This window comes from Pseudomonas fluorescens (assembly GCF_000730425.1).
In the GTDB taxonomy this organism is placed as follows: Bacteria; Pseudomonadota; Gammaproteobacteria; order Pseudomonadales; family Pseudomonadaceae; genus Aquipseudomonas; species Aquipseudomonas fluorescens_X.
Genome location: NZ_CP008896.1, coordinates 1,041,378 through 1,066,789, shown reverse-complemented (window position 1 = coordinate 1,066,789; position 25,412 = coordinate 1,041,378). Strand labels below are relative to the sequence as shown.

The 25,412-nt window shown below is 62.4% G+C and carries 20 protein-coding genes; 14 read left to right on the top strand and 6 right to left on the bottom strand.

The window, feature by feature from the left end:
- The 3 genes from HZ99_RS04380 to HZ99_RS04370 are packed head-to-tail and all read right to left on the bottom strand — an operon-like array spanning position 1 to position 3,309.
- Positions 1-801: an aldolase/citrate lyase family protein gene (locus tag HZ99_RS04380; RefSeq protein WP_038441568.1), complete on the bottom strand. Its 801-nt coding sequence runs from the start codon at positions 799-801 to the stop codon at positions 1-3.
- 11 nt (positions 802-812) lie between these two features.
- A complete protein-coding gene (gene rhmD / locus HZ99_RS04375; RefSeq protein ID WP_038441567.1) occupies positions 813-1,997 on the bottom strand; it encodes an L-rhamnonate dehydratase in 1,185 nt (394 codons plus the stop codon).
- A 16-nt stretch (positions 1,998-2,013) separates the two neighbouring features.
- Positions 2,014-3,309, bottom strand: a complete 1,296-nt coding sequence (locus tag HZ99_RS04370; protein ID WP_038441566.1) for an MFS transporter — start codon at positions 3,307-3,309, stop codon at positions 2,014-2,016.
- 122 nt (positions 3,310-3,431) lie between these two features.
- Here HZ99_RS04370 and HZ99_RS04365 point away from each other — a divergent pair, with 122 nt between their 5' ends.
- Both HZ99_RS04365 and HZ99_RS04360 read left to right on the top strand, forming a co-directional pair.
- The gene (locus tag HZ99_RS04365) at positions 3,432-4,376 is read left to right on the top strand and encodes a LysR family transcriptional regulator (protein WP_038441565.1); all 945 of its coding nucleotides are present in this window, start codon (positions 3,432-3,434) and stop codon (positions 4,374-4,376) included.
- A gap of 267 nt (positions 4,377-4,643) precedes the next feature.
- On the top strand, positions 4,644-4,859 hold the full coding sequence (locus tag HZ99_RS04360; protein ID WP_003173733.1) for a TOBE domain-containing protein: 216 nt from the start codon (positions 4,644-4,646) through the stop codon (positions 4,857-4,859).
- A 91-nt stretch (positions 4,860-4,950) separates the two neighbouring features.
- On the opposite strand, the gene HZ99_RS04355 is transcribed toward HZ99_RS04360, so the two are convergent.
- The 3 genes from HZ99_RS04355 to HZ99_RS04345 all read right to left on the bottom strand — a co-directional run bounded on the left by HZ99_RS04355 (position 4,951) and on the right by HZ99_RS04345 (position 8,678).
- The gene (locus tag HZ99_RS04355) at positions 4,951-6,099 is read right to left on the bottom strand and encodes a MalY/PatB family protein (RefSeq protein ID WP_038441564.1); all 1,149 of its coding nucleotides are present in this window, start codon (positions 6,097-6,099) and stop codon (positions 4,951-4,953) included.
- 129 nt (positions 6,100-6,228) lie between these two features.
- Positions 6,229-6,876, bottom strand: coding sequence for a two-component system response regulator NarL (gene narL / locus HZ99_RS04350; RefSeq protein ID WP_038441563.1), 648 nt, complete (start codon positions 6,874-6,876; stop codon positions 6,229-6,231).
- Entirely contained in the window at positions 6,873-8,678 is a 1,806-nt protein-coding gene (locus tag HZ99_RS04345; protein ID WP_038441562.1) for a HAMP domain-containing protein, read from the bottom strand. Before HZ99_RS04345 ends, narL begins: the two co-directional genes overlap by 4 nt.
- Positions 8,679-8,989: 311 nt before the next feature.
- Between HZ99_RS04345 and HZ99_RS04340 the strand changes: the two genes are divergently transcribed.
- The 12 genes from HZ99_RS04340 to HZ99_RS04285 all read left to right on the top strand — a co-directional run bounded on the left by HZ99_RS04340 (position 8,990) and on the right by HZ99_RS04285 (position 25,231).
- Positions 8,990-10,258: an MFS transporter gene (locus HZ99_RS04340; RefSeq protein ID WP_080727659.1), complete on the top strand. Its 1,269-nt coding sequence runs from the start codon at positions 8,990-8,992 to the stop codon at positions 10,256-10,258.
- Positions 10,255-11,652 carry a NarK family nitrate/nitrite MFS transporter gene (locus HZ99_RS04335; protein ID WP_038441560.1) on the top strand — a complete coding sequence of 466 codons (1,398 nt, stop codon included), beginning with the start codon at positions 10,255-10,257 and terminating at the stop codon, positions 11,650-11,652. Before HZ99_RS04340 ends, HZ99_RS04335 begins: the two co-directional genes overlap by 4 nt.
- Positions 11,653-11,722: 70 nt before the next feature.
- The gene (locus HZ99_RS04330) at positions 11,723-15,496 is read left to right on the top strand and encodes a nitrate reductase subunit alpha (RefSeq protein WP_038441559.1); all 3,774 of its coding nucleotides are present in this window, start codon (positions 11,723-11,725) and stop codon (positions 15,494-15,496) included.
- 1 nt (position 15,497) lies between these two features.
- On the top strand, positions 15,498-17,036 hold the full coding sequence (gene narH, locus HZ99_RS04325) for a nitrate reductase subunit beta (RefSeq protein ID WP_038441558.1): 1,539 nt from the start codon (positions 15,498-15,500) through the stop codon (positions 17,034-17,036).
- Positions 17,037-17,039: 3 nt separating this feature from the next.
- The gene (narJ, locus tag HZ99_RS04320; RefSeq protein WP_038441557.1) at positions 17,040-17,795 is read left to right on the top strand and encodes a nitrate reductase molybdenum cofactor assembly chaperone; all 756 of its coding nucleotides are present in this window, start codon (positions 17,040-17,042) and stop codon (positions 17,793-17,795) included.
- Entirely contained in the window at positions 17,788-18,465 is a 678-nt protein-coding gene (gene narI / locus HZ99_RS04315; protein ID WP_038441556.1) for a respiratory nitrate reductase subunit gamma, read from the top strand. Before narJ ends, narI begins: the two co-directional genes overlap by 8 nt.
- Before the next feature lie 10 nt (positions 18,466-18,475).
- Positions 18,476-19,372 (top strand): peptidylprolyl isomerase, encoded by an 897-nt coding sequence (locus tag HZ99_RS04310; protein WP_038441555.1) that lies wholly within the window; start codon positions 18,476-18,478, stop codon positions 19,370-19,372.
- A gap of 1 nt (position 19,373) precedes the next feature.
- Entirely contained in the window at positions 19,374-20,360 is a 987-nt protein-coding gene (moaA, locus tag HZ99_RS04305) for a GTP 3',8-cyclase MoaA (protein WP_038441554.1), read from the top strand.
- A gap of 188 nt (positions 20,361-20,548) precedes the next feature.
- Complete coding sequence (locus HZ99_RS04300; RefSeq protein ID WP_038441553.1) at positions 20,549-22,549, top strand: ribonucleoside triphosphate reductase; 2,001 nt, start codon at positions 20,549-20,551, stop codon at positions 22,547-22,549.
- Between the two features lie 116 nt (positions 22,550-22,665).
- Positions 22,666-22,821, top strand: coding sequence for an anaerobic ribonucleoside-triphosphate reductase (gene nrdD, locus HZ99_RS04295; RefSeq protein WP_038441552.1), 156 nt, complete (start codon positions 22,666-22,668; stop codon positions 22,819-22,821).
- Complete coding sequence (locus HZ99_RS04290) at positions 22,818-23,513, top strand: anaerobic ribonucleoside-triphosphate reductase activating protein (RefSeq protein WP_038441551.1); 696 nt, start codon at positions 22,818-22,820, stop codon at positions 23,511-23,513. Before nrdD ends, HZ99_RS04290 begins: the two co-directional genes overlap by 4 nt.
- 98 nt (positions 23,514-23,611) lie before the next feature.
- Complete coding sequence (locus HZ99_RS04285) at positions 23,612-25,231, top strand: methyl-accepting chemotaxis protein (protein WP_038441550.1); 1,620 nt, start codon at positions 23,612-23,614, stop codon at positions 25,229-25,231.
- Positions 25,232-25,412: the final 181 nt, after the last annotated feature.

Sequence of the window (25,412 nt, the reverse complement as noted above, 5' to 3'; positions counted from 1 at the left end):
TCAGTAGGTGTGCGACGGCGCTTTTGCGTCGGCGGCAGGGCGGTAGCGGGCGAGGGTGCTCAGGGCGCTCTGGCGCAGCAGGCTGATATCGATCGCCACTGCAATGAAGTGGCAGCCCCAGGCCTGGTAACGGCGTGCGTCTTGCTCATTGGGCGCGAGGATGCCGCAGGCCTTGCCCGCCGCCAGGGTGGCGTTGACCGCGTGCTGGATGCGCGCCTGCACGTCGGGGTGGCCGGGGTTGCCCGCATGGCCGAGGCCGATGGACAGGTCGGCGGGGCCGATAAACACGGCATCCACCCCTTCGACGGCGGCAATGGCCTCGACGTTTTCCACGCCCAGGCGCGATTCCACCTGCACGATCAGGCACAGTTGCTGGTGGGCGGTGGTGAGGTAGTTGTCCACGCCATCCCAGCGCGTGGCGCGGGTCAGGCCGCCACCCACGCCACGGATACCGTGGGGCGGATAGCGCATGGCGCGCACCAGGGCCTGGGCCTGCTCGGCGGTTTCGACCATGGGAATCATCAGGGTCTGTGCGCCGATATCCAGCAGTTGCTTGATCAGGTTGGCATCGCCGCTGACTGCGCGCACCACGGGCGCGGTGTTATAGGGCGCCACCGCCTGCAATTGGTTGAGCACACTGGGCACGCTATTGGGCGCATGCTCGCCGTCGATCAGCATCCAGTCGTAACCGGTGCTGGCGACGATTTCCGCGCCGTAGCCAGTGGCAAATCCGGCCCAGATCCCATATTGACAGGCGTCCTGGTGCAGGCCGGCCTTGAACGCGTTATGAGGCATTTTCATGGCGAGGTTCCTTAGCGGTTGTACGGACGATGCAGCTGGCAATCGGGGTTCAGGTCCACGCCGAAGCCCGGCTTGTCGAGCACCGATAAACGCATGCGGCCATTGACCGGTACCGGTTCACCCAGCAGTTGCGGGTGGAACATCGGCACGACGTCATCGGCGTTGGGTGCCATCATCAGGAACTCGGCGAACGGGCTGTTCTGGCGGGTGGCGACGAAGTGGTAGCTGTAGACCGACGAACCATGTGGCACCACCATGGCGTTGTGCGCGTCGGCCAGGGCGGAGATTTTCACCAGTTCGGTCAGGCCGCCGCACCAGCCCACATCCGGCTGGATAATGTCGCAGCAGCCCATTTCCAGGAGCATGCGAAAGCCCCAGCGGGTGGCTTCGTGTTCGCCGGTGGTGACCAGCATGCCCTTGGGCACGTTATTGCGCAGGGCCGCGTAGCCCCAGTAATCGTCGGGGGACAGCGCTTCTTCAATCCATTTCAAGCCGTGTTCATGGGCGCCAATCGCCAGTCTGGTGGCGTAGTTGAGGTCCAGGCTCATCCAGCAATCGAGCATCAGCCAGAAGTCCGGGCCGACCCGTTCACGCATGGTCGCCAACGCTTCGAGGTTTTTGCGCAGGCCTTCCTCACCTTCGGCCGGGCCATGGTGCAGGGGCATCTTGCCGCCGATAAAACCCATCTTCTGCGCCAGGTCCGGGCGCGCGCCGGTGGCGTAGAACTGCAATTCATCGCGTACCGCACCGCCGAGCAATTGATGCACCGGTTCCTGGCGGATCTTGCCGAGCAGGTCCCACAGCGCCAGGTCGACCCCGGAGATGGTGTTGATCACCAGACCCTTGCGCCCGTAATACAGGGTGGACTGGTACATCTGGTCCCAGATTTTTTCGATATCGGTCACGCGGGCACCTTCAAGGAAGCGCGCCAGGTGTTTCTCGACGATATAGGCCGCGGGCTCGCCACCGGTGGTCACGGCAAACCCGACGGTGCCGTCGCTGGCTTCAATCTCGACCACCAGGGTGCCCAGTACATTGATTCCGAAGCTGCGACGGCTCTGGCGGTATTCGGGGTATTTGCTCATGGGTGTGCAAATGTGGTCGTCGATCCAGTGGCCGTCGGCCTGGTCGTGATAATCCGCGCCGCCGCCTCGCAAGACAAAAGCGCGCACGTGTTTGATGGTGATGTTGCCCATGGTGTGACTCCTGGAGTTATACGGTGGCCGGCGTGTTCGACGCTTTTCGGCCGGGGGAATAGATACCCGGCACCAGCAATGCAGCCAGTACCGTGGTGGCGGACAGCAGGTAGAGGCCGGCGGCCGGGGAGTGAAAGGCGCTTTCGGCCCAGTTTTTCAGGACCGGTGCGATAAACCCGCCCAGTGCGCCAAAGGAGTTGATCAAGGCAATGCCCGCCGCCGCCGCGCTACCCGCCAGGTAGCTGGAGGGGAAGGTCCAGAACACCGGCTGCACCGCGATAAATCCGGAGGCGGCAAAGCACAGGGCGAGCATGCCCAGCAAGGGGTTGGCGAAGGTGACGGAGCAGGCGATGCCGGCGGCAGCCATCAACAGAGTCAGGGACGCGGTACGCCGGCGCTGGCCGTTGCGCTCGGCGTAACCGGGAATCCACCACGCGGCGAACAGCGCGCAGACCCAGGGAATCGCCGAGACCAGCCCGACCATCAGGCCGACCTTGGTGCCGAGCAGGCCGCCGACCTGGGTCGGCAAGTAAAACACCACGCCGTAGACACTGGCCTGGATCAGCAGGTAGACCACGCACAGGTACAGCACTGACGGCTGGCACAGCACACCAAGCAGGCTGCGGCCATGGGAGCCTTTGTGCCGGTCTTCTGCATCCAGCAGGTCCTGGATCTGGCGGCGCTCTTCCAGGCTCAGCCACTTGGCGTCGGCGGGGCGATTGTCCAGGTACCCATAGGCCCAGATGCCCACCGCCGATGCCATCAGGCCTTCCACAGCAAACAGCCATTGCCAGCCGTGCAGGCCGGCGAAGCCGTCCATTTCCAGGAGCAGGCCCGACAGGGGGCTGCCAAAGATGAAGGCCAATGGCGCGCCAAAGTAGAAAAAGCCCATGGCCTTGCCACGTGCGGCTTGGGGAAACCAATAGGTGAGGTAGAGGATCACGCCGGGGAAAAACCCGGCTTCGGCCACGCCCAGCAGAAAACGCAGGATGTAGAAGCTGGTTTCGTTATGGGCAAACACCATGGCAGCCGAGACCAGCCCCCAACTGACCATAATCCGACACATCCACAGGCGGGCGCCGACGCGATGCAGGATCAGGTTGCTCGGCACTTCGAGCAAGGCGTAGCCGACAAAAAACACCCCGGCACCCAAGGCGAAGGCCGCGTCGCTCAGACCGGTGTCCGCCTGGAAGGCTTGTTTGGCGAACCCGACATTGGCGCGGTCGAGAAAAGCCATGATGTACATCAGCAGGAGGAAGGGCAGCAGCCGCCAGGAAATCTTTGCAAGCAGGGGCGCGGGCAGGGTGATCATTTCGAAATCCTTTTGTCAGGCTTTGTTCTTATGGGCCGAACTGTACGGCGGCCAAGCAATGCGCTACAAATCGAATCTCGCTTACAAGCGATAACCTCAGGGTATCGATAACAAGGATAAAAATGAGTAGTCCGTTGATCTCCCGCAGCTTGTTCAACCGCCTGCGCTATAAGCATTTGCATATGCTGGTGGCCTTGAGTTCCAGCCAGAACCTGCACCGCGCCTCCCAGGCCCTGAACATGTCGCAACCGGCGGCCACTCGCATGCTGCGCGAGATCGAGGATATGTTTGCCTGTGATCTGTTCGAACGCTTGCCCCGTGGCATGCGCCCCACGGCGCTGGGCAAGGAGCTGATCCGTTTTGCCGAGTCGGCCCTCAGCGGCCTGGACCGCTGCGCCGAAGACCTGATGGCGCGCCAGCAGGGCGGTTATGGCTACCTGGCAATCGGCACCATCATGGGCGCCGCGCCGGACCTGGTGATGGACTCGATTGCGCAAATCAAATCCCTCAACCCGCAACTGCGCATCCGCATCATGGGCGACACCAGCGACCAGGTGATCCAGTTGCTGGAGCAAGGGCGCATCGACCTGGCCATTGCCCGACGCAACGCCGCCACCGACAGCGAGCACTACGGCTTCGAGCCGCTGGGCAACGAGCGCTTGCTGGTGGTGGTACATGCCGGGCACCCGCTGGCGCAGCGTGCGAGCCTGCCCTTGGCCGAGTTGGTCAGCGACTGGCCGTGGATCCTGCAACCGCAAAGCAGCCCGGCACGCATCGGTTTTGACGAGGCATTGCAGCGCCTGGCGTTGCCACTGCCGGCGGACATCATTGAGTGCAGCTCCGTGTATTCCATGCAGCAACTGATTCAACTGACCGACGCGATCATGGTGCTTTCAGAAAGCGCGCTGCGCGATTACTTGAAGATGGGCCTGGTGGTGGAATTGCCAGTGGAGCTGGAGGTGACGCTGGCGCCGTTTGGCATCTTGCTGCGCAAGGGGGAGCCGGTGAGCCGGGAGTTGGGGCTGTTTATTGATTTGCTGCGGCAAAAGGCAAGGGCGCTTGATTAACGGCGGGTGGCTAAAGGGCTGGCTGGTATCGGTGACAGTAGGTTCTTGACCGCCCCATTGTAGGAGCCGGCTTGCCGGCGATGGCGTCCTTGAACGCGGCGCATGACTCAAGGGGCTTATCGCCGGCAAGCCGGCTCCTATAGGGCTTTATATTTCTTTATGGAATAAATAAATAGTTATTTATTCCTTTTGTTGTTGTAACGAATGGCGCATTTTGAGGGCCTGCGCATTCGTGCGGATTGACCCAACAGTGAAAGGAAAACCGACATGACCATCAAAGCGATCAACGTGCGCAACCAGTTCAAAGGCGTGATCAAGGAAATCCTGCTCGGCGAAGTGGTGTCCGAGATCGACGTGCAAACCGCCTCGGGGATCGTCACCTCGGTGATCACCACCCGTTCGGTGCGGGACCTGGAACTGAAGGTGGGCAGCGAAGTGATTGCCTTCGTCAAATCCACCGAAGTGTCCATCGCCAAACTCTGACCCCATCCCTTGCCGGCGAAAAACGCGTGGACTTTGCGGGGTATCAGATAACCCGCGTCACCGTTGACGGTTTTCGCCGGCAAGCCGGCTCCTACAGGTTTTGCAGGCTGCGCTCCAGGCGGGCAATACCTTCTTCGAGCAACGCCCGTGGGCAGCCGAAGTTCAGGCGCACGAACTGCTGGCTGTCATCGCCAAATTCGATACCGGCACTCAAGCCGACCTTGGCGTGTTCCAGGAAAAACCGCTGTGGATCCTCAAGGCCCAGGGCGCTGCAATCGAGCCAGGCCAGGTAGGTGCCTTGCGGGGCATGCATGACCACGCCCGGCAGGCGTTTTTGCAGCGCATCCATCAGGTAGTCGCGGTTGCCTTGCAGGTACGTCACCAGCGCCTTCAACCATTGCGCGCATTGGCTGTAGGCCGCCCAGGTGGCTTCCAGGCCCAGCGGGCTGACGCTATCGACCATGCCGCAGCGTGCCTTGTTGAAGCGCTCGCGGATCACCGGGTCCTGGACGATGGCAAAGCAGGTCTTCAGGCCGGCGACGTTGTAGGCCTTGCTGGCCGACATCAGGGTAATGGTGCGTCGGGCGATTTCTGCGCTCAAGGACGCGGTGGGGATATGCCGGCGCCCGTCAAAGCACAGCTCGGCATGGATTTCATCGGAGATGATCAGCGTGCCCTGTTCCAGGCAGGCGTTGGCCACGGTCAGCAACTCTTCACGGGCAAACACCTTGCCCAGCGGGTTGTGGGGGTTGCTCAACAGCAATGCGCCGGCGCCTTTCAAGGCCTGGCGCAAAGCGGGCAGGGGGGTGAGGTATTCGCCCTGGTCGCTCAATTCAAACGGCACTTCGATCTTCGGCAGGTTCCAGTTGCCCGCCGCATGGCGCAGCGGCGCGTAGTTGGGGGTCTGCAAGACCACCGACTGGCCGGGTTGGACAAAGGCGTGCAGGGCCATGTTGAAACCTGGCTCGACACCCGGCAGGAACAGCAATTCATCAGGCTGCACGCGCCAGGCGTACTTGTCCCACAGGTCGCTGACGATCGCCTCGCGCACTTGCGGGCGGGCGACGCTGTAGCCGAGCATCTGCTGGTCCAGGCGCGCATGCAGGGCCTTGAGAATCGCCGGTGGGGCGGCGATGTCCATGTCGGCAATCCACATGGGCAAGACGTCTGCGGGGTAGCGGCTCCACTTGGTGCTGCCGGTGCCGAGGCGAGGGTGGATCGTGTCGAAATCAAAGCTCATGGGGGCGCTCGTGTCAGGAAGGCGGGCGAAGAATGGCCTCGATTCTAAGTCAGCCGGCCTGATAGGTCATCAATTGCTCCTCTGCCTCGTTGGAGGTAGCCGCCTGTTCGGGGGCTTGCCCGCGGTGTACTAGCCAGCCTGGCGTAAATGTTCCATTGCCCACACCGCGGCTTCCACCCGCGAGCGCAGCCCCAGCTTGTGCAGCAGGTTCTTTACATGCACTTTCACCGTGCCTTCGGTAATCCCCAGCTTGTGCCCGATCACCTTGTTGCTGTAGCCCCCGGCGATGGTCTTGAGCACCTGCCGCTCGCGCTCGGTCAGTTCAACCGCCGCATGGGGCTGGGGCGAGCGCAAGGCCTGGGCCAGTACGCGGGTCAGGCCGGGGCTGATCACCAGGGCGCCGTGCAGGGCATCGCGGATGTACTGGATCAGCAGCTCCGGCTCCATGTCCTTGAGCAGATAACCGTTGGCATCCAGGCGCAGGGCGTCGCGGATGTCGTCTTCGGCATCGGACACGGTAAACAGCAAGACCTTGCCGCCATAGGCCATCGCCCGCAGGCGGCGCAGGGTCTCCAGGCCGTTCATCTGCGGCATGTTGTTGTCCAGCAGCACCAGGTCCGGTTGCAGCGACTCGATCAGGCCCAGGGCTTCCTCGCCATTGCCGGCTTCGCCCACCACGTGCAGGTCATCTTCCAGTTCGAGCATCTGGCGCATGCCGTGGCGCATCATCGGGTGGTCATCGACGAGCAGGATGCCGTGGCGCAGTGAGGTGTTCATGACAAGCTACCTTCAGGTGAAGAACGCCGGAGGAATTCCGGGCGAAACAGCAAATGCACCCGGGTGCCCTGGGGCGCGCGGGAAGAGATGTCCAGTTGGCCGTGCAGGCTGCGGGCGCGTTCGTCCATGATGGTCAGGCCGTGGTGTTCGCGCTGGTCCACCGGTTCACAGAAGCCGCGCCCATCGTCTTCAATGCTCAGGCTCACGGTTTCGCCGTTCTGGCGCAGTTGCAGCCAGGCATTTTCGGCATGGGCGTGGCGCAGGCAGTTGGACAGGGCTTCGCGGGTCACCTGCAGCAGGTGGATCTGCTCACTGGCCGACAGCTGGAAGGCCAGTGCATCGACATGCAGGTGTACCTGGAATTCGCCACGGCGCGAGAATTCCCCGGCGGTGTCTTTGAGCTCCTGGACCAGCCCGGCATCGTGGATTTGCAGGCGAAAGGTGGTGAGCAGCTCACGCAGTTGCCGGTAGGCATTATTCAGGCCCTCGCGCAGTTCGCCGGTGACGGTTTCCAGGGTGGCCTTGGGTTCGTCGCGGCGCAACAGGGTCTGCATGCGGCTGACTTGCAGCTTCATATAAGACAGGGCCTGGGCCAGGGAGTCGTGCAGTTCACGGGCGATGATGGTGCGTTCGTCCAGCAACAACAGGCGGTGGTCCTGCTCGCGTTGGCGCTTGAGGGACAACGAAGTGCCAATCAGGTTGGCCAGGGCCTGGATCAGTTGTTTCTCCCAGTCCTGGGGCGCATGCCCGTCGACGAAATGCGCCTTGAGTTCGCCCAGTTCCGCGCCCTGGTTGCTGATGCTGAAGACCTGGGGCGGCGCCACGTGATGCCGCTCGCACGTGGCGCAATCACCGACGGCGCAGACGTTGCGGCTGTTTTCACCGTGCAGCGCGAGCATCTGCTGCGCCGGGGCGAGGAAGTGCCCTTGCAGGCACAGCGACAGGCGCAGGCCCGGCAGGCGGTTCTGGAAGCGCCGGATCAACTCGTCGAGGCCTTCGGCATTGGCCAGGCGCGTGGCCAGGCTCCGGCTGCTCTCGTAGAGCAGCTCCAGGGCGGCATTGGCCTGTTGCAGGTTGTGGGTTTTGTGTTGCACCTGGCTTTCCAGGGTGCGATGGGATTGCTCGAGGGTGTCGGCCAGGGTGTTGAAGCTCAGGGCCAACTGCCCCAGTTCGTCCTGGGAACGGTGATTGACGCGCACGGTGTAGTCGCCCTCGCGAAAACGCCGGGTGGCGTCCACCAGTTCTTTCAACGGCGTGACCACGCCGTACTGCAACTCATAGAGCCCCAGCAACAGGATGATCAGCGTACTGAACAGCGCCAGGCCCTGGATCAGTTGCTGCCAGCCCTGTTTGTGCTCGCTCTGCTGCGCCAGCAGGCTCACGAACTGGTTCAGTTGCTCGACAAAGGCCGGTGCGTGCTCGCGGAAAAAGGCGCCGTCGCCGCGCTCGATGGCCGGGCGCAGTGCCAGGTTCCAGTGTTGCTGGATCTGCCGGTAACTCTGCTGCAACGCACTGTGGGGGCCGTCTTCCAGCACAGCCTTGAGGGACTGGCTATCGAGGCGCCGTTGCAGGCTTTGGGTGATGGTCTGGATCTCGTCGGCGGGGGCATGGTCGGCAAGTTTCCAGCTCAGGTGATAAGTCTCCATGCGCACCGAGCCTGCGGTGTTGATGGCCGCTCCGTCGCCCTGGCTGAACCAGGCGATCAGCCCGGCACTCAGGGAACTGGCCAGGGCGAGGATCGCAATCAGGATCACCGCGACCCCGGCCCGCGCGGGCAGGGAGCTGCGCAGCCAGTTAAACATCGCGGCGTAATCGAAGGGGGAAGGACAACAGCATGGCGGCACCTGGCATAGGAAACAGTATTGAATTCTGCATTCCCTGGCGCACTACCTCTAAAGAGTTGCCGGCGCACCCTCCCATGGGAAAAAGCCGGCAAAAGAGATCAATCCATTGATAAATAAAGACTTTATCTTGTTATTTGACCTACCTCCTTAGAGGTAGATGGCGCCAGCATAGGCCAATACCCCCCAGATGGACGTTGATCTGGGTCAAGTTCCGGGAGGACGTCGCCCCTAACCATGCGCCCATGGAATCACTTCTGGGAGCGCAAACCGTGACTCAACCCCGTGTAACACAGGGCCTGGTGCTGGGCATGAGTACGCTGGCCTTCACCGTGTGCTTTATGGTCTGGATGATGTTCGCCGTCCTTGGCGTGCCGATCAAAGAGCTGCTGCAACTCAACGAAACCCAGTTCGGCCTGCTGGCCGCCACCCCGGTTCTGACCGGCTCTCTGGTGCGCCTGCCCCTGGGCCTGCTGACGGACCGCTTCGGCGGGCGCATCGTGTTCTTTGTATTGATGCTCACCTGCGTGCTGCCGCTGTACCTGATCACCTACGCCACCGCCTTCTGGCAGTTCCTGGTGCTGGGGCTGTTTGTCGGCCTGGCCGGGGGCTCGTTCTCGGTGGGCATCGCCTATGTCGCCAAGTGGTTCGACCAGGACAACCAGGGCTTTGCCATGGGCGTGTTCGGCGCCGGCAATGCCGGGGCGGCAGTGACCAAGTTCCTCGCACCGGCCCTGATCGCCCTGGGCACCTGGCACCTGGTGCCGAAGGTGTTCAGCGCGATCCTGTTTATCACCGCGCTGCTGTTCTGGTTCCTCACCCGCGAAAACAAGGCCCACCGCAGTGCCGGGGGCGCCACCTTGCGCGAGCAATTGCGGTGCCTGAAGGACCCGGCCGTGTGGCGCTACTGCCAGTACTACTCGATTGTGTTCGGTGGCTACGTGGCGCTGGCGCTGTGGGCGACCAAGTACTACGTGCAGGAATATGGCTTCAGCCTGCAAAGCGCGGCGCTGCTGGCCGCGTGTTTTTCCCTGCCGGGCGGGGTGCTGCGTGCCGTGGGCGGTTGGATGTCTGACCGCTGGGGTGCGCAGAGCGTGACCTGGTGGGTGCTGTGGGTCAGCTGGATCTGCCTGTTCCTGCTCAGCTATCCGCAGACCCAGTTGCAGGTGCAAACCGTCAACGGCCCGCTGGATTTGCACATCGGCCTTAACGCCACTGTATTCACCATCCTGTTGTTTGTGATGGGCATCGCCTTCGCCTTCGGCAAGGCCTCGGTGTTCAAGTACATCGCCAATGACTACCCGCAGAACATGGGCGCGGTGTCCGGCATCGTCGGCCTGGCCGGGGGCCTGGGTGGCTTCGTACTGCCGATCATGTTCGGCGCCCTGGTGGACCTCACCGGCGTGCGCTCCTCCTGCTTCATGTTGATGTACGGCGTGGTCTGGGTGTCCTTGACCTGGATGTACTTCAGCGAAATCCGCAAACAGCCGCTGCTGGGCAAAGCCCCGGCGGCCCAGCCGCTCCAGGGAGAATCAGTATGACTATCGCGCAAAAGCCCGACTCGGGCCCGGTGATCCACGACTGGCGCCCCGAAGACCCCGTGTTCTGGGGCGCCAGCGGCAAACAGACCGCCACCCGCAACCTGTGGATCTCCATCCCGGCGCTGCTGTTGGCCTTCGCCGTCTGGATGGTGTGGAGCACGGTGATCGTGCGCCTGAACGCCATCGGCTTCAGTTTCACCACTGACCAGTTGTTCTGGCTGGCCGCCTTGCCGGGCCTGTCCGGCGCCACCTTGCGCGTGTTCTATTCGTTCATGGTGCCGATCTTCGGCGGCCGCCGCTGGACGGCCCTGAGCACCGCGTCGCTGTTGATCCCCTCACTGTGGATGGGCTTTGCGGTGCAAGACCCGGGCACCTCCTACAGCGTGTTTGTGCTGATCGCGCTGCTCTGCGGTTTGGGCGGCGGCAATTTTGCCTCCAGCATGTCCAATATCAGTTTCTTCTACCCCAAGTCCCAGCAAGGCACGGCCCTGGGCCTGAACGCCGGCCTGGGTAACCTCGGGGTGTCGGTGATGCAGTTCTGCGTGCCGCTGGTGATTACCTTCGGTGTGTTCGGCCTGCTCGGTGGCCAGCCGCAGACCCTGGAAGACGGCAGCCAGTTGTGGCTGCAGAACGCCGGGTTCATCTGGGTGCCGTTCATCATCACGGTAACCGTGTTTGCCTGGTTCGGCATGAACGATTTGTCCAGCGCCCGTGCTTCGTTCAGCGAACAGGCGGTGATTTTCAAGCGCAAGCACAACTGGCTGATGTGCTGGTTGTACCTGGCCACCTTCGGTTCGTTCATTGGCTTCTCGGCCGCCTTCCCGATGCTGATCAAGACCTCGTTCCCTGACGTCAACGCCTTGAAATTCGCCTTTCTCGGCCCGCTGGTAGGTGCCCTGGTGCGCCCATTGGGCGGTTGGCTGGCAGACAAGCTGGGCGGTGCGCGCGTGACCTTGTGGAACTTCGTGCTGATGATCGTGATGGTGTTTGGCGTCCTGCACTTTTTGCCATTGAACGGCGAGGGCGGCAGCTTCTACGGCTTCCTCGGCCTGTTCATGCTGCTGTTTATCACCACTGGCATCGGCAATGGCTCCACCTTTCGCATGATCCCGGTGATCTTCCGCACCCAGCACGAAAAAGCCAGTGCCGGCCAACCTGCCGCCGTGCGTGAGCAGGCCCTCAAGGATGCCAGCAAGGAATCGGCAGCCGTACTGGGCTTCAGCTCGGCCATGGGCGCCTTCGGTGCGTTCTTCATTCCCAAGACCTTTGGCTCGTCCATGGCCTACACCGCCAGCCCGGCGCTGGCCTTCTACATGTTCGTCGGTTTCTACCTGAGCTGCATCGTCGTGACCTGGTGGTGGTATGCGCGCAAAGGCGCCGAGACCCCCTGCTGAGTCGACCCCGAATTCAAACCTTGCGTGGGCGGGGCGCAGAACCCCGCAGCAAGCCTCTGAGGAAAGCACCATGAGCCATTTACTCGATCAACTGCGGTTCTTCAATCGCAAGCAAGATGAATTTTCCGAAGGTCACGGCGAGACCCGCAAGGAGTCCCGCGATTGGGAGAACGTCTACCGTTCGCGCTGGCAGTACGACAAGATCGTGCGCTCCACCCACGGGGTGAACTGCACCGGCTCGTGCTCGTGGAAGATCTACGTGAAGAACGGCCTGATCACCTGGGAAACCCAGCAGACCGACTACCCGCGCACCCGCAACGACCTGCCCAACCACGAGCCGCGCGGCTGCCCGCGGGGCGCCAGCTACAGCTGGTACATCTACAGCGCCAACCGCCTGAAGTACCCGAAGATCCGCAAGCCACTGCTCAAGCTGTGGCGCGAAGCGCGCCTGACCCTGTCGCCGGTGGAGGCCTGGGCCAGCATCGTGGAAGACAAGGCCAAGGCTGATTCGTACAAAAGCAAACGCGGCATGGGCGGTTTCATCCGTTCCAACTGGGATGAAGTCAACGAAATCATCGCCGCGTCCAACGTCTACACCATCAAGCAATATGGCCCGGACCGCATCGTCGGCTTCTCGCCGATCCCGGCCATGTCCATGGTCAGTTATGCCGCAGGTTCCCGTTACCTGTCGCTGATCGGTGGTGTGTGCCTGAGCTTCTATGACTGGTACTGCGACCTGCCGCCGGCCTCGCCGATGGTCTGGGGCGAGCAGACCGATGTGCCGGAGTCGGCCGACTGGTACAACTCCAATTACATCATTGCCTGGGGCTCCAACGTCCCGCAGACCCGCACCCCGGACGCGCACTTCTTTACCGAGGTGCGCTACAAGGGCACCAAGACCGTGGCCATCACTCCCGACTATTCGGAAGTGGCCAAGCTCACCGACCTGTGGCTCAACCCCAAGCAGGGCACCGACGCGGCGTTGGCCCAGGCCTTCAACCATGTGATCTTCAAAGAATTTCACTTGGACAAGCCCAGCGCGTACTTCACTGAATACGCCAAGCGCTACACCGACTTGCCGGTGCTGGTGATGCTCAAGCCCATGACCGGTTTTGCCCCCGGCGCCGGATTCCAGCCAGACCGTTTCCTGCGCGCTTCGGACCTGGTCGACAACCTGGGCCAGGACAACAACCCGCAATGGAAAACCATCGCCCTCGACGAGAGCGGCGAACTGGTGTCGCCACAAGGCGCCATCGGCTACCGCTGGGGTGAGAAGGGCAAGTGGAACATCCTGGCCAAAGAAGGCGGTGAAGGCCGCGAGATCGACCTGAAGCTGAGCCTGATCGGCGATGGCGTTGCCGAAGTGGCGTTCCCGTACTTTGCCGGCGAAGCCCACGATTACTTCCAGCACGTGGCCGGGGATGCCGTGCAGTTCCGGCGGGTGCCGGTGCACAGCGTGACCCTGGCCGATGGCACGGTGGCCAAAGTGGCGACGGTGTTTGACCTGTCCGCGGCCAACCTGGCGATCGACCGTGGCCTGGGCGGCAGCAACGTGGCCAAGGACTACAACGATGCCAGCGTACCGGGTACGCCGGCCTGGCAGGAGGCGATCACCGGGGTCAGCCGCGAGAAGGCGATCCAGATTGCCCGCGAGTTTGCCGACAACGCCGACAAGACCCGTGGCCGTTCGATGATCATCGTCGGTGCGGCGATGAACCACTGGTACCACATGGATATGAACTACCGCGGGCTGATCAATATGCTCATGCTTTGCGGTTGCGTCGGCCAGACCGGCGGCGGTTGGGCGCACTACGTGGGCCAGGAAAAACTGCGCCCGCAATGCGGCTGGCTACCCCTGGCGTTCGGCCTGGACTGGAACCGCCCACCGCGGCAGATGAACGGCACCAGCTTCTTCTACGGCCACAGCTCGCAATGGCGCCACGAGAAGATGAGCATGCACGACATCCTCTCGCCGCTGGCCGACAAGTCGCAGTTCCCCGAACACGCGCTGGACTACAACATCCGCGCCGAACGCGCCGGCTGGTTGCCCAGTGCGCCCCAGCTCAATACCAACCCGTTGCATATCTGCCGCGACGCGGCGGCTGCCGGCATGGCCCCGCAAGACTACGTGGTCAAGTCCTGGCAGGACGGCACTTTGCGCTTTGCCTGTGAGCAGCCGGACAGCCCGGTGAACTTCCCGCGCAACCTGTTTATCTGGCGCTCCAACCTGCTCGGCTCATCGGGCAAGGGCCATGAGTACATGCTCAAGTACCTGCTCGGTACCAAGAACGGAGTGATGAACGAAGACATCGGCCACAGCACCGAATGCAAGCCGACCGAGGCCGAATGGGTCGAAGACGGCGCCATCGGCAAGCTCGACCTGGTGACCACCCTGGACTTTCGTATGTCCTCGACCTGCGTGTATTCCGACATCGTCTTGCCGACCGCCACCTGGTACGAAAAAGACGACATGAACACCTCGGACATGCACCCCTTCATTCACCCGCTGTCGGCGGCGATTGATCCGGCGTGGGAGTCGCGTTCGGACTGGGAAATCTACAAAGGCATCGCCAAGGCATTCTCGGCCATGTCGGTCGGCCACCTGGGCGTGGAGCAAGACCTGGTCACCGTACCGTTGATGCATGACAGCGTCGGCGAACTGGCCCAGCCGTTTGGCGGCACCGACTGGAAAAGCGCCGGCGTGGCGCCGGTGCCGGGCAAGAACGCGCCAAACATGGCGGTGGTGGAACGGGACTACCCGAACATCTACAAAAAGTTCTCGTCCCTCGGCCCGCTGCTGGAAAAACTCGGCAACGGCGGCAAGGGCATCAACTGGAACACCGATGAAGAGGTCGAGTTCCTCGGTGAACTCAACCACCATGAAGGTGATGCGGGTATCAGCCATGGCCGGCCAAAGATCGACACAGCTATCGACGCCGCCGAGGTGATCCTGTCCCTGGCCCCGGAAACCAACGGCAAGGTCGCCTTGAAAGCCTGGGCCGCGCTGTCGGAGTTCACCGGTATCGACCACAGTCACCTGGCGATTTCCAAGGCCCACGAAGCGATCCGCTTCCGCGATATCCAGGCACAGCCGCGCAAGATTATCTCCAGCCCCACCTGGTCGGGCCTCGAAGACGAGCACGTGAGCTACAACGCCGGCTACACCAACGTCCATGAAAACATCCCATGGCGCACCATCACCGGCCGCCAGCAGTTCTACCAGGACCATCCGTGGATGCAGGCGTTCGGCGAGCAGTTGATGAGCTACCGGCCTCCGGTCAACACCCGCACCATCGAAGGCGTGAAGGACAAACGCAGCAACGGCGAGACCGAAATCGTCCTGAACTGGATCACCCCGCACCAGAAGTGGGGGATTCACAGCACCTACAGCGACAACCTGCTGATGCTCACCTTAAGCCGAGGCGGCCCGATTGTGTGGCTCTCGGAAATCGACGCCAAGCGCGCCGGGATCGAGGACAACGACTGGATCGAATGCTTCAACGTCAACGGTGCCCTGACGGCCCGTGCGGTGGTTAGCCAACGGGTCAAGGAAGGCATGGTGATGATGTACCACGCCCAGGAACGCATCGTGAACGTGCCGGGTTCCGAGACCACCAAGACCCGTGGCGGCCACCACAACTCGGTGACCCGCGTGGTGCTCAAGCCGACCCATATGATCGGCGGCTATGCCCAGCAGGCCTACGGTTTCAACTACTACGGGACGGTCGGCTGCAACCGCGATGAGTTCGTAGTGGTGCGCAAGATGGCCAAGGTCGATTGGCTCGAGGGTTCCAGCGGTGATGATCTGCCGCGTCCACTGCCGACCGATATCGAGGAGAACTGAGATGAAAATTCGCTCACAAATCGGCATGGTCCTGAACCTGGACAAGTGCATCGGCTGCCACACCTGTTCCATCACCTGCAAAAACGTGTGGACCAGCCGTGAAGGCATGGAATACGCCTGGTTCAATAACGTGGAATCCAAGCCTGGCATCGGCTACCCCAAGGAGTGGGAAAACCAGGACAAGTGGAAGGGCGGCTGGATCCGCAATGCCAATGGCTCGATCAACCCACGCATCGGCGGCAAGTTCCGCGTGTTGGCGAACATCTTCGCCAACCCCGATCTGCCGAGCCTGGATGACTACTACGAGCCGTTCGACTTCGACTACCAGCACCTGCACACCGCGCCCCTGGGCGAGCACCAGCCCACTGCACGCCCGCGTTCGGTGGTGTCCGGCAAGCGCATGGAAAAGATCGAGTGGGGCCCCAACTGGGAGGAAATCCTCGGCACCGAGTTCGCCAAGCGCCGCAAGGACAAGAACTTCGACCAGATCCAGGCCGACATTTATGGCGAGTACGAAAACACCTTCATGATGTACCTGCCGCGCCTGTGCGAGCACTGCCTGAACCCGGCGTGCGCGGCATCGTGCCCCAGCGGTGCGATCTACAAGCGTGAAGAGGACGGCATCGTCCTGATCGACCAGGAAAAATGCCGCGGCTGGCGCATGTGCATCAGCGGCTGCCCGTACAAGAAAATCTACTTCAACTGGAAAAGCGGCAAGTCCGAGAAGTGCATCTTCTGCTACCCACGGATCGAGGCCGGCATGCCGACCGTCTGCGCGGAAACCTGCGTAGGCCGGATCCGCTATCTCGGCGTGCTGCTGTATGACGCCGACCGTATCAGCGAAGTGGCCGGCACGGCCAATGAACACGACCTGTACGAGCAGCAGTTGGACATCTTCCTCGACCCGAATGACCCGGCGGTGATCCGCCAGGCCCTGGCCGACGGTGTACCGCAGTCGGTGATCGATTCGGCCCAGCGTTCGCCGGTGTACAAAATGGCCGTCGACTGGAAACTCGCACTGCCACTGCACCCGGAGTACCGCACCTTGCCGATGGTCTGGTACGTGCCGCCCCTCTCGCCGATCCAGAACGCCGCCGCTGCGGGCACCGTGGGCATGAACGGGGTGATCCCGGATGTCGACAGCCTGCGTATTCCATTGCGTTACCTGGCCAATATGTTGACTGCCGGTGATGAAAAACCGGTCAAGCGCGCCCTTAAACGCCTGTTGGCCATGCGCGCCTTCAAACGCTCGCAGCAAGTGGACGGTATCGAAGACCTGCAAGTGCTGGCCGACGTGGACCTGAGCGTAACCCAGGTTGAAGAAATGTACCGCTACCTGGCGATTGCCAACTACGAAGACCGGTTCGTGGTGCCCAGCGCCCACCGTGAAGATGCGATGAGCGATGCGTTCGCCGAGCGCTCCGGCTGTGGTTTCAGCTTCGGCAGCGGCTGCAGTGGCAGTTCTGACACCAATATGTTCGGGGCGAAAAAGGCCAACCGCCGCGACGTGCTGAAAACCGTACAGATCTGGGAGGACTGAGCCATGCGCATTCTTAAAGTGATCTCGTTGCTGCTGGACTATCCCACCGAATCCCTGGTGAACGGCCGCGACGAATTGGAGCAGGCGATTATCGAGTCGCGGGAAATCAGCCCCAGGCAGCGTGGCGCGTTGTTCGAGTTACTGGAGCTTATCTGCAGCAATGACCTGATGGATGGCCAGGAGCATTACGGCGCGCTGTTTGGCCGCGGTCGATCGCTGTCGCTGCTGTTGTTTGAACACGTGCATGGCGAGTCGCGGGATCGCGGCCAGGCCATGGTCGACATGATGGCCCAGTACCAGGCGGCGGGGTTCGCCATCGGCGTCAAGGAGTTGCCGGATTACATCCCGCTGTACCTGGAGTTTCTGTCCACCCGCGAAGACATCGAGGCCCGCGAGGGCCTGGCGGATGTGGCGCACCTGCTGGCCCTGTTGGCGGCGCGCCTGGACGAGCGTGAAAGCGCCTACGCCAGTTGCTTGCGTGCGCTGTTGCAGATCAGCGGCGCCGAGCCGCACCAGGCGATTGCCGAGTTGCGTGCCCAGGTCGCCGCCGAAGTGCGGGACGACTCCCTCGAAGCCCTGGACAAGGTCTGGGAAGAGGAGGCCGTGGACTTTATGCAGGCCGAGCAGCAGGACCGTTGCAGTGCCATGCCCAGCGCACCGGGCAAGGCCCGCGAAGAAAGCGCGGTGCCCTTGCACTGGGTGGATTTTCAGCACGAAGGGCTGGCCGCTGCGCCAGCCAAGGAGGTGGGTAATGTCTAAGTGGAATTTGCTGGTGTTTGGCGTGTATCCGTATGTCGCCCTGGCTATTTGCCTGTTGGGGAGCTGGGCGCGGTTTGACCTGTCCCAGTACACCTGGAAGGCCGGCTCCAGCCAGATGCTCAACAACCGTGGCATGCGCGTGGCAAGCAACTTTTTCCATATCGGCGTGCTGTTCGTGCTGGCCGGGCATTTTGTCGGCCTGCTGACCCCGGCGTCGGTCTATCACCTTGTGATCAGCACCGAGCACAAGCAACTGCTGGCGATGGTCTCCGGTGGGTTCTTCGGCCTGTTGTGCCTGGTGGGCCTGCTGATGCTGGTCAAGCGCCGCCTCACCGACCCACGGGTACGGGCCACGTCGAGCCCGTCGGACATCCTGATCCTGCTGGTGTTGCTGGCGCAGTTGGTACTGGGCTTGCTGACTATCGTCGCATCGACCGGGCATATGGACGGTTCGGTGATGGTGATGCTTGCAGACTGGGCGCAGAACGTGGTGTTGCTGCGACCGACGCAAGCCGCTGCGGCGATTGCTCCGGTGAGCCTGATCTACAAGTTGCACGTGGCGCTGGGCCTGACCCTGTTTGTGTTGTTCCCGTTTACCCGGCTGGTGCATATGGTCAGCGCGCCGATCTGGTACCTGGGCCGTCGTTATCAAATCGTGCGGCAAAAGTGAGGAGAGCGTCATGACGACAGGATGCGGATGTGGTGGTGGCAGCGGCGCTGGCGGTTGCAGTTCTGCGGTCAAAGAGCCGGAACTGGCGGTGGCGGTCGAGCCGCAACTGATCGCCAGCAGCGAACAGCAATGGCCGATAGTCAGCGTCAACGGGGTGCCGATCGCCCCCGAGGCGATGGCCCAGGAGCTGCAATATCACCCGGCGCAAAGCCGTGAGGAGGCGGTGTTCCTCGCCGCTCGCGCCTTGGTGATCCGTGAGTTGTTGCAGCAGCGGATTCGTGAGTTGGGCGTGTTGTTGGACGTCGGCGCCGGCGAGAACGAAGAAGAGGCGGCGACCCGGCTGTTGCTGGAGCGCGAGGTCAAGGTGCCGGAGTGTGACGAGGCTACCTGTGTGCGCTATTTCGACAGCAATCGCGGGCGCTTTCACAGCGCGCCGTTGCTGGCGGTGCGGCACATCTTGCTGGAGTGCGCGCCGGACGATGCCCAGGCGCGCCATCAAGCGCTGTCCCAGGCGGAGGTGCTGTTGCTGACCCTGGAAGAGTCGCCTGCAGCCTTTGCCGAGTTGGCAATGAAGTATTCGGCGTGCCCCTCCAAGGCCCAGGGCGGCTCCCTCGGGCAGGTGAGCAAGGGCCAGACCGTGCCGGAGCTGGAGCGCCAATTGTTTACCCTGGCCCCAGGCCTGGCCGACAGACCCCTGGAAAGCCGTTACGGCTGGCATGTGATCTGCGTCGATCAGCGTATCGAAGGCCAGCCGTTGCCCTACGAGGCCGTGGCCACGGCGATCTGCACCCAGTTGCAGCAAGGGGTGTGGCAGAAGGCACTGGTGCACTACCTGCAAACCCTGATCGGCACGGCTGATGTGCGCGGCATTGTGTTGCCGGGTGCCGACTCGCCGTTGGTGCAGTGACATGAGCCTGGTGGATGGTGTGGGCCGCTCCATTGACTACCTGCGGCTGTCGGTGACGGACCGTTGTGATTTTCGCTGTGTGTACTGCATGGCGAAAAACATGACCTTCCTGCCGCGCCAGCAGGTGCTGACCCTGGAGGAGTTGCAACGGCTGGCGACGGTCTTTGTCAGCCAGGGTGTACGCAAGATCCGCCTGACCGGAGGCGAGCCGCTGATCCGCCCGGGCATTGTCGAGCTGTGCCGGCATATCGCCGCGTTGCCTGGCCTGCGTGAACTGGTGATGACCAGCAACGGTTCGCAACTGGGCCGCCTGGCGCGGCCACTGGTGGAGGCCGGGGTCAGGCGCATGAACATCAGCCTCGACAGCCTCGACCCCGAACGCTTTCGCGCGATCACCCGCAACGGGGACCTGCGCCAGGTGCTGGGCGGCATCGAAGCGGCGCGGGATGCCGGGTTCGAACGGGTCAAACTCAACTGTGTGGTGATGAAGGGCCGTAACTTCGATGAAGTCCCGGCGCTGGTGCAGTACGCCATCGACCAGGGCCTCGATATCAGCTTTATCGAAGAGATGCCCCTGGGGGATGTGGGGCGCTCGCGGGGCGAATCCTTCTGTTCCAGCGAGCAGGTGCGTGCATTGATCAGCGAGCACCACGCTTTGCTCGACAGCCCCGAAAACAGCGGCGGCCCGGCGCGTTACGTGCGCATGGCCAGGCACGCGCAGACACGCATCGGCTTTATCTCGCCCAACTCTCACAACTTCTGTGCCAGCTGCAACCGGGTACGGATGACGGTGGAAGGGCAGTTGCTGCTGTGCCTGGGCCAGGACAATGCGCTGGATTTCCGTGCGTTGCTGCGCCGCTATCCGTTGGATGACCGGCCGTTGGTGGAGGCGCTGCGCAAGGCGTTGCGGGGTAAACCGCTGCGCCATGACTTTACCGGGGAGAGCGAGGTGCAGGTGGTGCGGTTTATGAATATGAGTGGGGGCTGAAGAGGTGATGCAACCCTGTAGAACAATAGTTCCCGTTGTTTTGTATCAAGGGCATTCCGCTGGCCTGTGGCGATACCTCTGCGCAAACTTGACCCTGGTCAATTGCAACCCATCTTTCACTGCGTACCATCACTGCATCTTGTGCTGATTCAATTTATTGAAACTATATGTAGTGTTTTGGAGCCCCCATGCAGATCACCTCAAGCCCGCTGGTCAGTACCCGCCTACACAAGCGCGATGGCACGCTCGCAGCCTTTGACGCCGAGAAAATCCGCCAGGCGATGATCGCCGCGGGTGACGCCACCGGCGAGTATCAGGACGCCGAGGTCGATCTGTTGCTGGGCGCAGTGCTCGCCCGGTTGCGTGGGATCGTTCGCCTGGATGTGGAGCAGATCCAGGACAGTGTCGAGCGGGTGCTGATGGACGCCGGGTACTTTATGGCGATGCGCGCCTATATCGTCTACCGCGAGCAGCACGGGCGCCTGCGCCGGGACCGCAAGACCCTGGTGGAGGTCGCCACTTCGATGAACGAGTACCTCGACCGTGAGGACTGGCGCGTGCAAGCCAATGCCAACCAGGGCTATTCCCTGGGCGGGCTGGTGCTGAATGTGGCGGGCAAGGTCACTGCCAACTACTGGCTGGACGAGGTCTACAGCCAGGAGATCGGCCAGGCCCATCGCGAGGCGGACTTGCATATCCATGACCTGGACATGCTCGCCGGCTATTGCGCTGGCTGGTCCTTGCGTACATTGCTGCACGAAGGGCTCAATGGCGTGCCTGGCCGTGTCGAGGCCGGGCCGCCCAAGCACCTGGGGAGTGCCCTGGGGCAGATGGTCAATTTCCTGGGCACCTTGCAGAACGAATGGGCCGGCGCCCAGGCCTTCAGTTCGTTCGATACCTACCTGGCGCCCTTTGTGCGCAAGGACCGGCTGACATTCCCCGAGATCCGCCAGGCGGTGCAGGAGTTCATCTACAACCTCAACGTGCCGTCGCGCTGGGGCACCCAGACGCCCTTTACCAACCTGACGTTCGACTGGGTCTGCCCCGAAGACCTGCGTGAGCAGATCCCGATTATCGGCGGCGAAGAAATGCCGTTTGCCTACGGTGACTTGCAAGCGGAAATGGAGCTGATCAACCGCGCCTATATCGAAGTGATGCAGGCCGGCGACGCCAAGGGCCGGGTGTTTACCTTCCCGATCCCCACCTACAACATCACCCATGACTTCCCGTGGGACAGCGAAAACGCCGACCGCCTGTTCGAGATGACCGCCCGCTACGGCCTGCCGTACTTCCAGAATTTCCTCAATTCCGATATGCAGCCCAACCAGGTGCGCTCGATGTGCTGCCGCTTGCAGTTGGATGTGCGCGAGTTGCTCAAGCGCGGCGGCGGATTGTTCGGCTCGGCAGAGCAGACCGGTTCATTGGGCGTGGTGACGATCAACTGCGCACGCCTGGGTTACCTGTTCAAGGGTGACACCTGCGGCCTGTTGCAACGCCTGGACCACTTGATGGAACTGGCGATGGAAAGCCTGGAGGTCAAGCGCAAGGTGATCCAGCACCACATGGACGCCGGTTTGTACCCTTACACCAAGCGCTACCTGGGCACCTTGCGCAATCACTTCTCCACCATCGGCCTCAATGGCATGCACGAGATGCTGCGCAACTTCACGGGAGACGAAGAGGGCACGCACACTGCCCATGGGCGCGAGTTTGCGTTGCAGGTGCTGGACCATGTGCGTGCCACCTTGTTGCGTTTTCAGGAAGACACCGGCCATTTGTACAACCTGGAAGCCACGCCGGCCGAAGGCACCACCTACCGATTTGCCAAGGAAGACCTCAAGCGCTTCCCCACGATCCTCCAGTCCGGCAGCCGTGACGCGCCGTATTACACCAACTCTTCGCAATTGCCGGTGGGCTACACCGAAGACCCGTTCGAAGCGCTGGAACTGCAGGACGCGCTGCAATGCAAATACACCGGCGGCACCGTGCTGCACCTGTATATGGCCGAGCAGATTTCCTCGGCCCAGGCCTGCAAGCAATTGGTGCGCAAGGCCCTGGGGCGCTTCCGCCTGCCGTACCTGACGGTGACGCCGACATTCTCCATCTGCCCGGTGCACGGCTACCTGGCGGGCGAACATGAATTCTGCCCCAAGTGCGACGAAGCCCTGGCCCTCGACACAACCCTGTAGGAGCCGGCTTGCCGGCGATGGGGCCCTTGAGCCCTGCAATGATCCAGAGGCTGCCATCGACGGCAAACCGGCTTCTACGCAGAGCCAACCGTTTTCCAACCCCAAGGAGATTCACCATGCAAACCTCCCAGCCCCAACGCCAACGCTGTGAAGTCTGGACCCGTGTCATGGGCTACCACCGACCGGTTTCGGCGTTCAATCCCGGCAAGCAATCGGAGCACCGTGAGCGCGCACACTTTACCGAAAGTGCCGCCGCGGCCGGGCGCCAATGAGTCGAGCGCTACGGGTCGGGGGCCTTGTGCCCCTGACCACCCTCGACTACCCCGGCATGCTCGCCTGCGTGCTGTTTTGCCAGGGCTGTGCCTGGCGTTGTCGGTATTGCCATAACCCGGACCTGATTCCTCCTCGTGGTTGCGATGAGGTGGATTGGCGCCGGGTTTTGCTGTTTCTGCAACGCCGCCAGGACCTGTTGGACGCCGTAGTGTTCAGCGGCGGCGAACCAACCTTGCAGGATGGCCTGCCCGCCGCCATGGACGAGGTGCGCGAGATGGGCTTTCGCATCGGCCTGCACAGCGCCGGGATCAAGCCCGCGGCGTTTGCCCATGCCCTGGGCCATGCCGATTGGGTCGGCTTCGACGTCAAGGCCCTGGCCGAGGACTGCCAGTTGATCACCCAGGTCAAGGGCAGCGGCGCCGCCAATTGGCGCAGCCTCGACCTGTTGCTGCGCAGCGGTGTGGACTATGAGTGCCGCACCACGGTGCATTGGCACCTGATCGACCCGCAGCGCCTGTTGCTGCTGGCCCAGCGTTTGCGAGAGCGAGGGGTCAAGCGTTTCGCCGTGCAGTTGGTACGCACCGCACGCATGCTCGATGAGCAACTGCCGAGCGTTTCGGCACAAGCCTTGCTGCCTGAGTTGTGGGAAAAAATGCGGGCACTGTTCCCGGCATTTGTTTTACGGGGTTGATCCCTTTGCGGACCCCTTTCAAGCGTGGCGATTGAACTCCCACCGGATTATCAAAGATGCTGCCCCTGTGGGCAGGTATTCATCAGGGAGCTTATGACATGACTCGATTAACCACCGCCCGCCGCATCGCGATCGGCTTTGCCATCGCACCCCTGGCGCTGGCCGGCATGGCGCTCTACGCCTTGCACGACCTGGGCACCCTCAAGCAACAGTCGGAACTGATCGTGCAGCAGGACTGGCCGAAAATCGCCCCGATCATGGTGATCGCCACGGGTGTGCGCGACAACGGTCGCAACACCCGTGACTTGCTGATCGATCAGGACAACCAGGCCGCGCAACAGGCCATTGGCAGTACCCGACAACGTATCACCGAGGCCTTCACCCAACTGGAGCCGCTGTTCGATACGCCCGCCGGCCAAGCGGCCTTTGCTGAACTGAAGACACACCGCGAAGCCTATGTAAGCGCCTTCACCCAAGTACAGGCGCTGATCGGCCAGGGCGACCAGGCCCAGGGCGTGGCTCAGCTCAAGCAGCAGGTGCAGCCCGCCGAGCAGGCTATGTTCAGGAGCCTGGAGGCGATCATGGCGCTGCAGGGGCAGATCTTTGCCGAGCGCGAACAGGTGGCGCAGGCCCTGTACAGCGACGCGCGGCGCAATATGCTGGGGTTGTCCCTGCTGTGCGTGGCCCTGGTGGTGACGGCAGCGGTGATTGTCACCCGCAGCGTGACCCGGCCCCTGGGCGGTGAGCCCGACGAGGCGGCACGGGTGCTGAGCCAGATCGCCCAGGGCGACTTGACCACCGTGGTGCCGACGGCGGGCAGCGCCGATGGCAGCGTGATGAAAAACATGCAGCAGATGCAACACAACCTCAACGAAATGGTGCGCCAGATCGCCACCTCGGTGGATCGCGTGGCCAGCTCTTCCGAGGAGTTGAGCGCGGTCAGCAGCCAGACCAGCAGCAGTTTGCAGTTGCAAGGCATGGAGATCGAACAGGCCGCCACGGCGGTCAACGAGATGACGGCAGCCGTGGACGAAGTGGCGCGTAATGCCGTGAGCACCAGTGAAGCCTCGCGGTTGTCGGCGCTGACGGCCCAACAGGGGCGTGATCAGGTGCAGGAAACGGTTGCCTCGATCAACACCCTGGCAGACGGCGTCAGTGGCACTTCGGTGCGGATCCAGCAACTGGCCGGGCGCGTACAGGACATCAGCGGCGTACTGGAAGTGATCCGCAGCATCGCCGACCAGACCAACCTGCTGGCGCTCAACGCGGCCATTGAAGCGGCGCGGGCCGGGGATGCCGGACGCGGGTTTGCGGTGGTGGCTGATGAAGTGCGGGCCCTGGCCCATCGCACCCAGGCCTCGACCCAGGAAATCGAGGAGATGATCGGCAATATCCGCCTGGACACCGAACAGGCCGTCACCGCGATGCAGGGCAGCAGCGACCTGGTGCGCACCACCTTGAGCGTGGCCCAGCGTTCGGGCCAGGCGCTGGAGGCAATTACCCAGTCGATCTCGCAGATCAACGAACGCAACCTGATGATCGCCAGCGCCACTGAAGAACAGGCCTTGGTGGCGAGGGAGGTGGATCGCAATCTGGTGGGGATTCGCAACCTGTCCGAGCAAGTCTTGCTGGGCGCGCAACATACCGATACGGCAGGGCACGAACTGGCGCAGATGGCTGGAGAGTTGCACCTGACGGTCGCCAGGTTCCGCACCTGACGCATTATCTGTATAGGAGCCGGCTTGCCGGCGATAGTGGTGGGTCAGACAGACCGCCATCGCCGGCAAGCCGGCTCCTACGGGGGGCGATGTTTGGCTGGGCTGCCGGGTACACCGGTGATGGCGGATAAAAATCGTTTAAATGCAAAAAGAGTTGTCCACGAAAACCGTGGGTATCTCT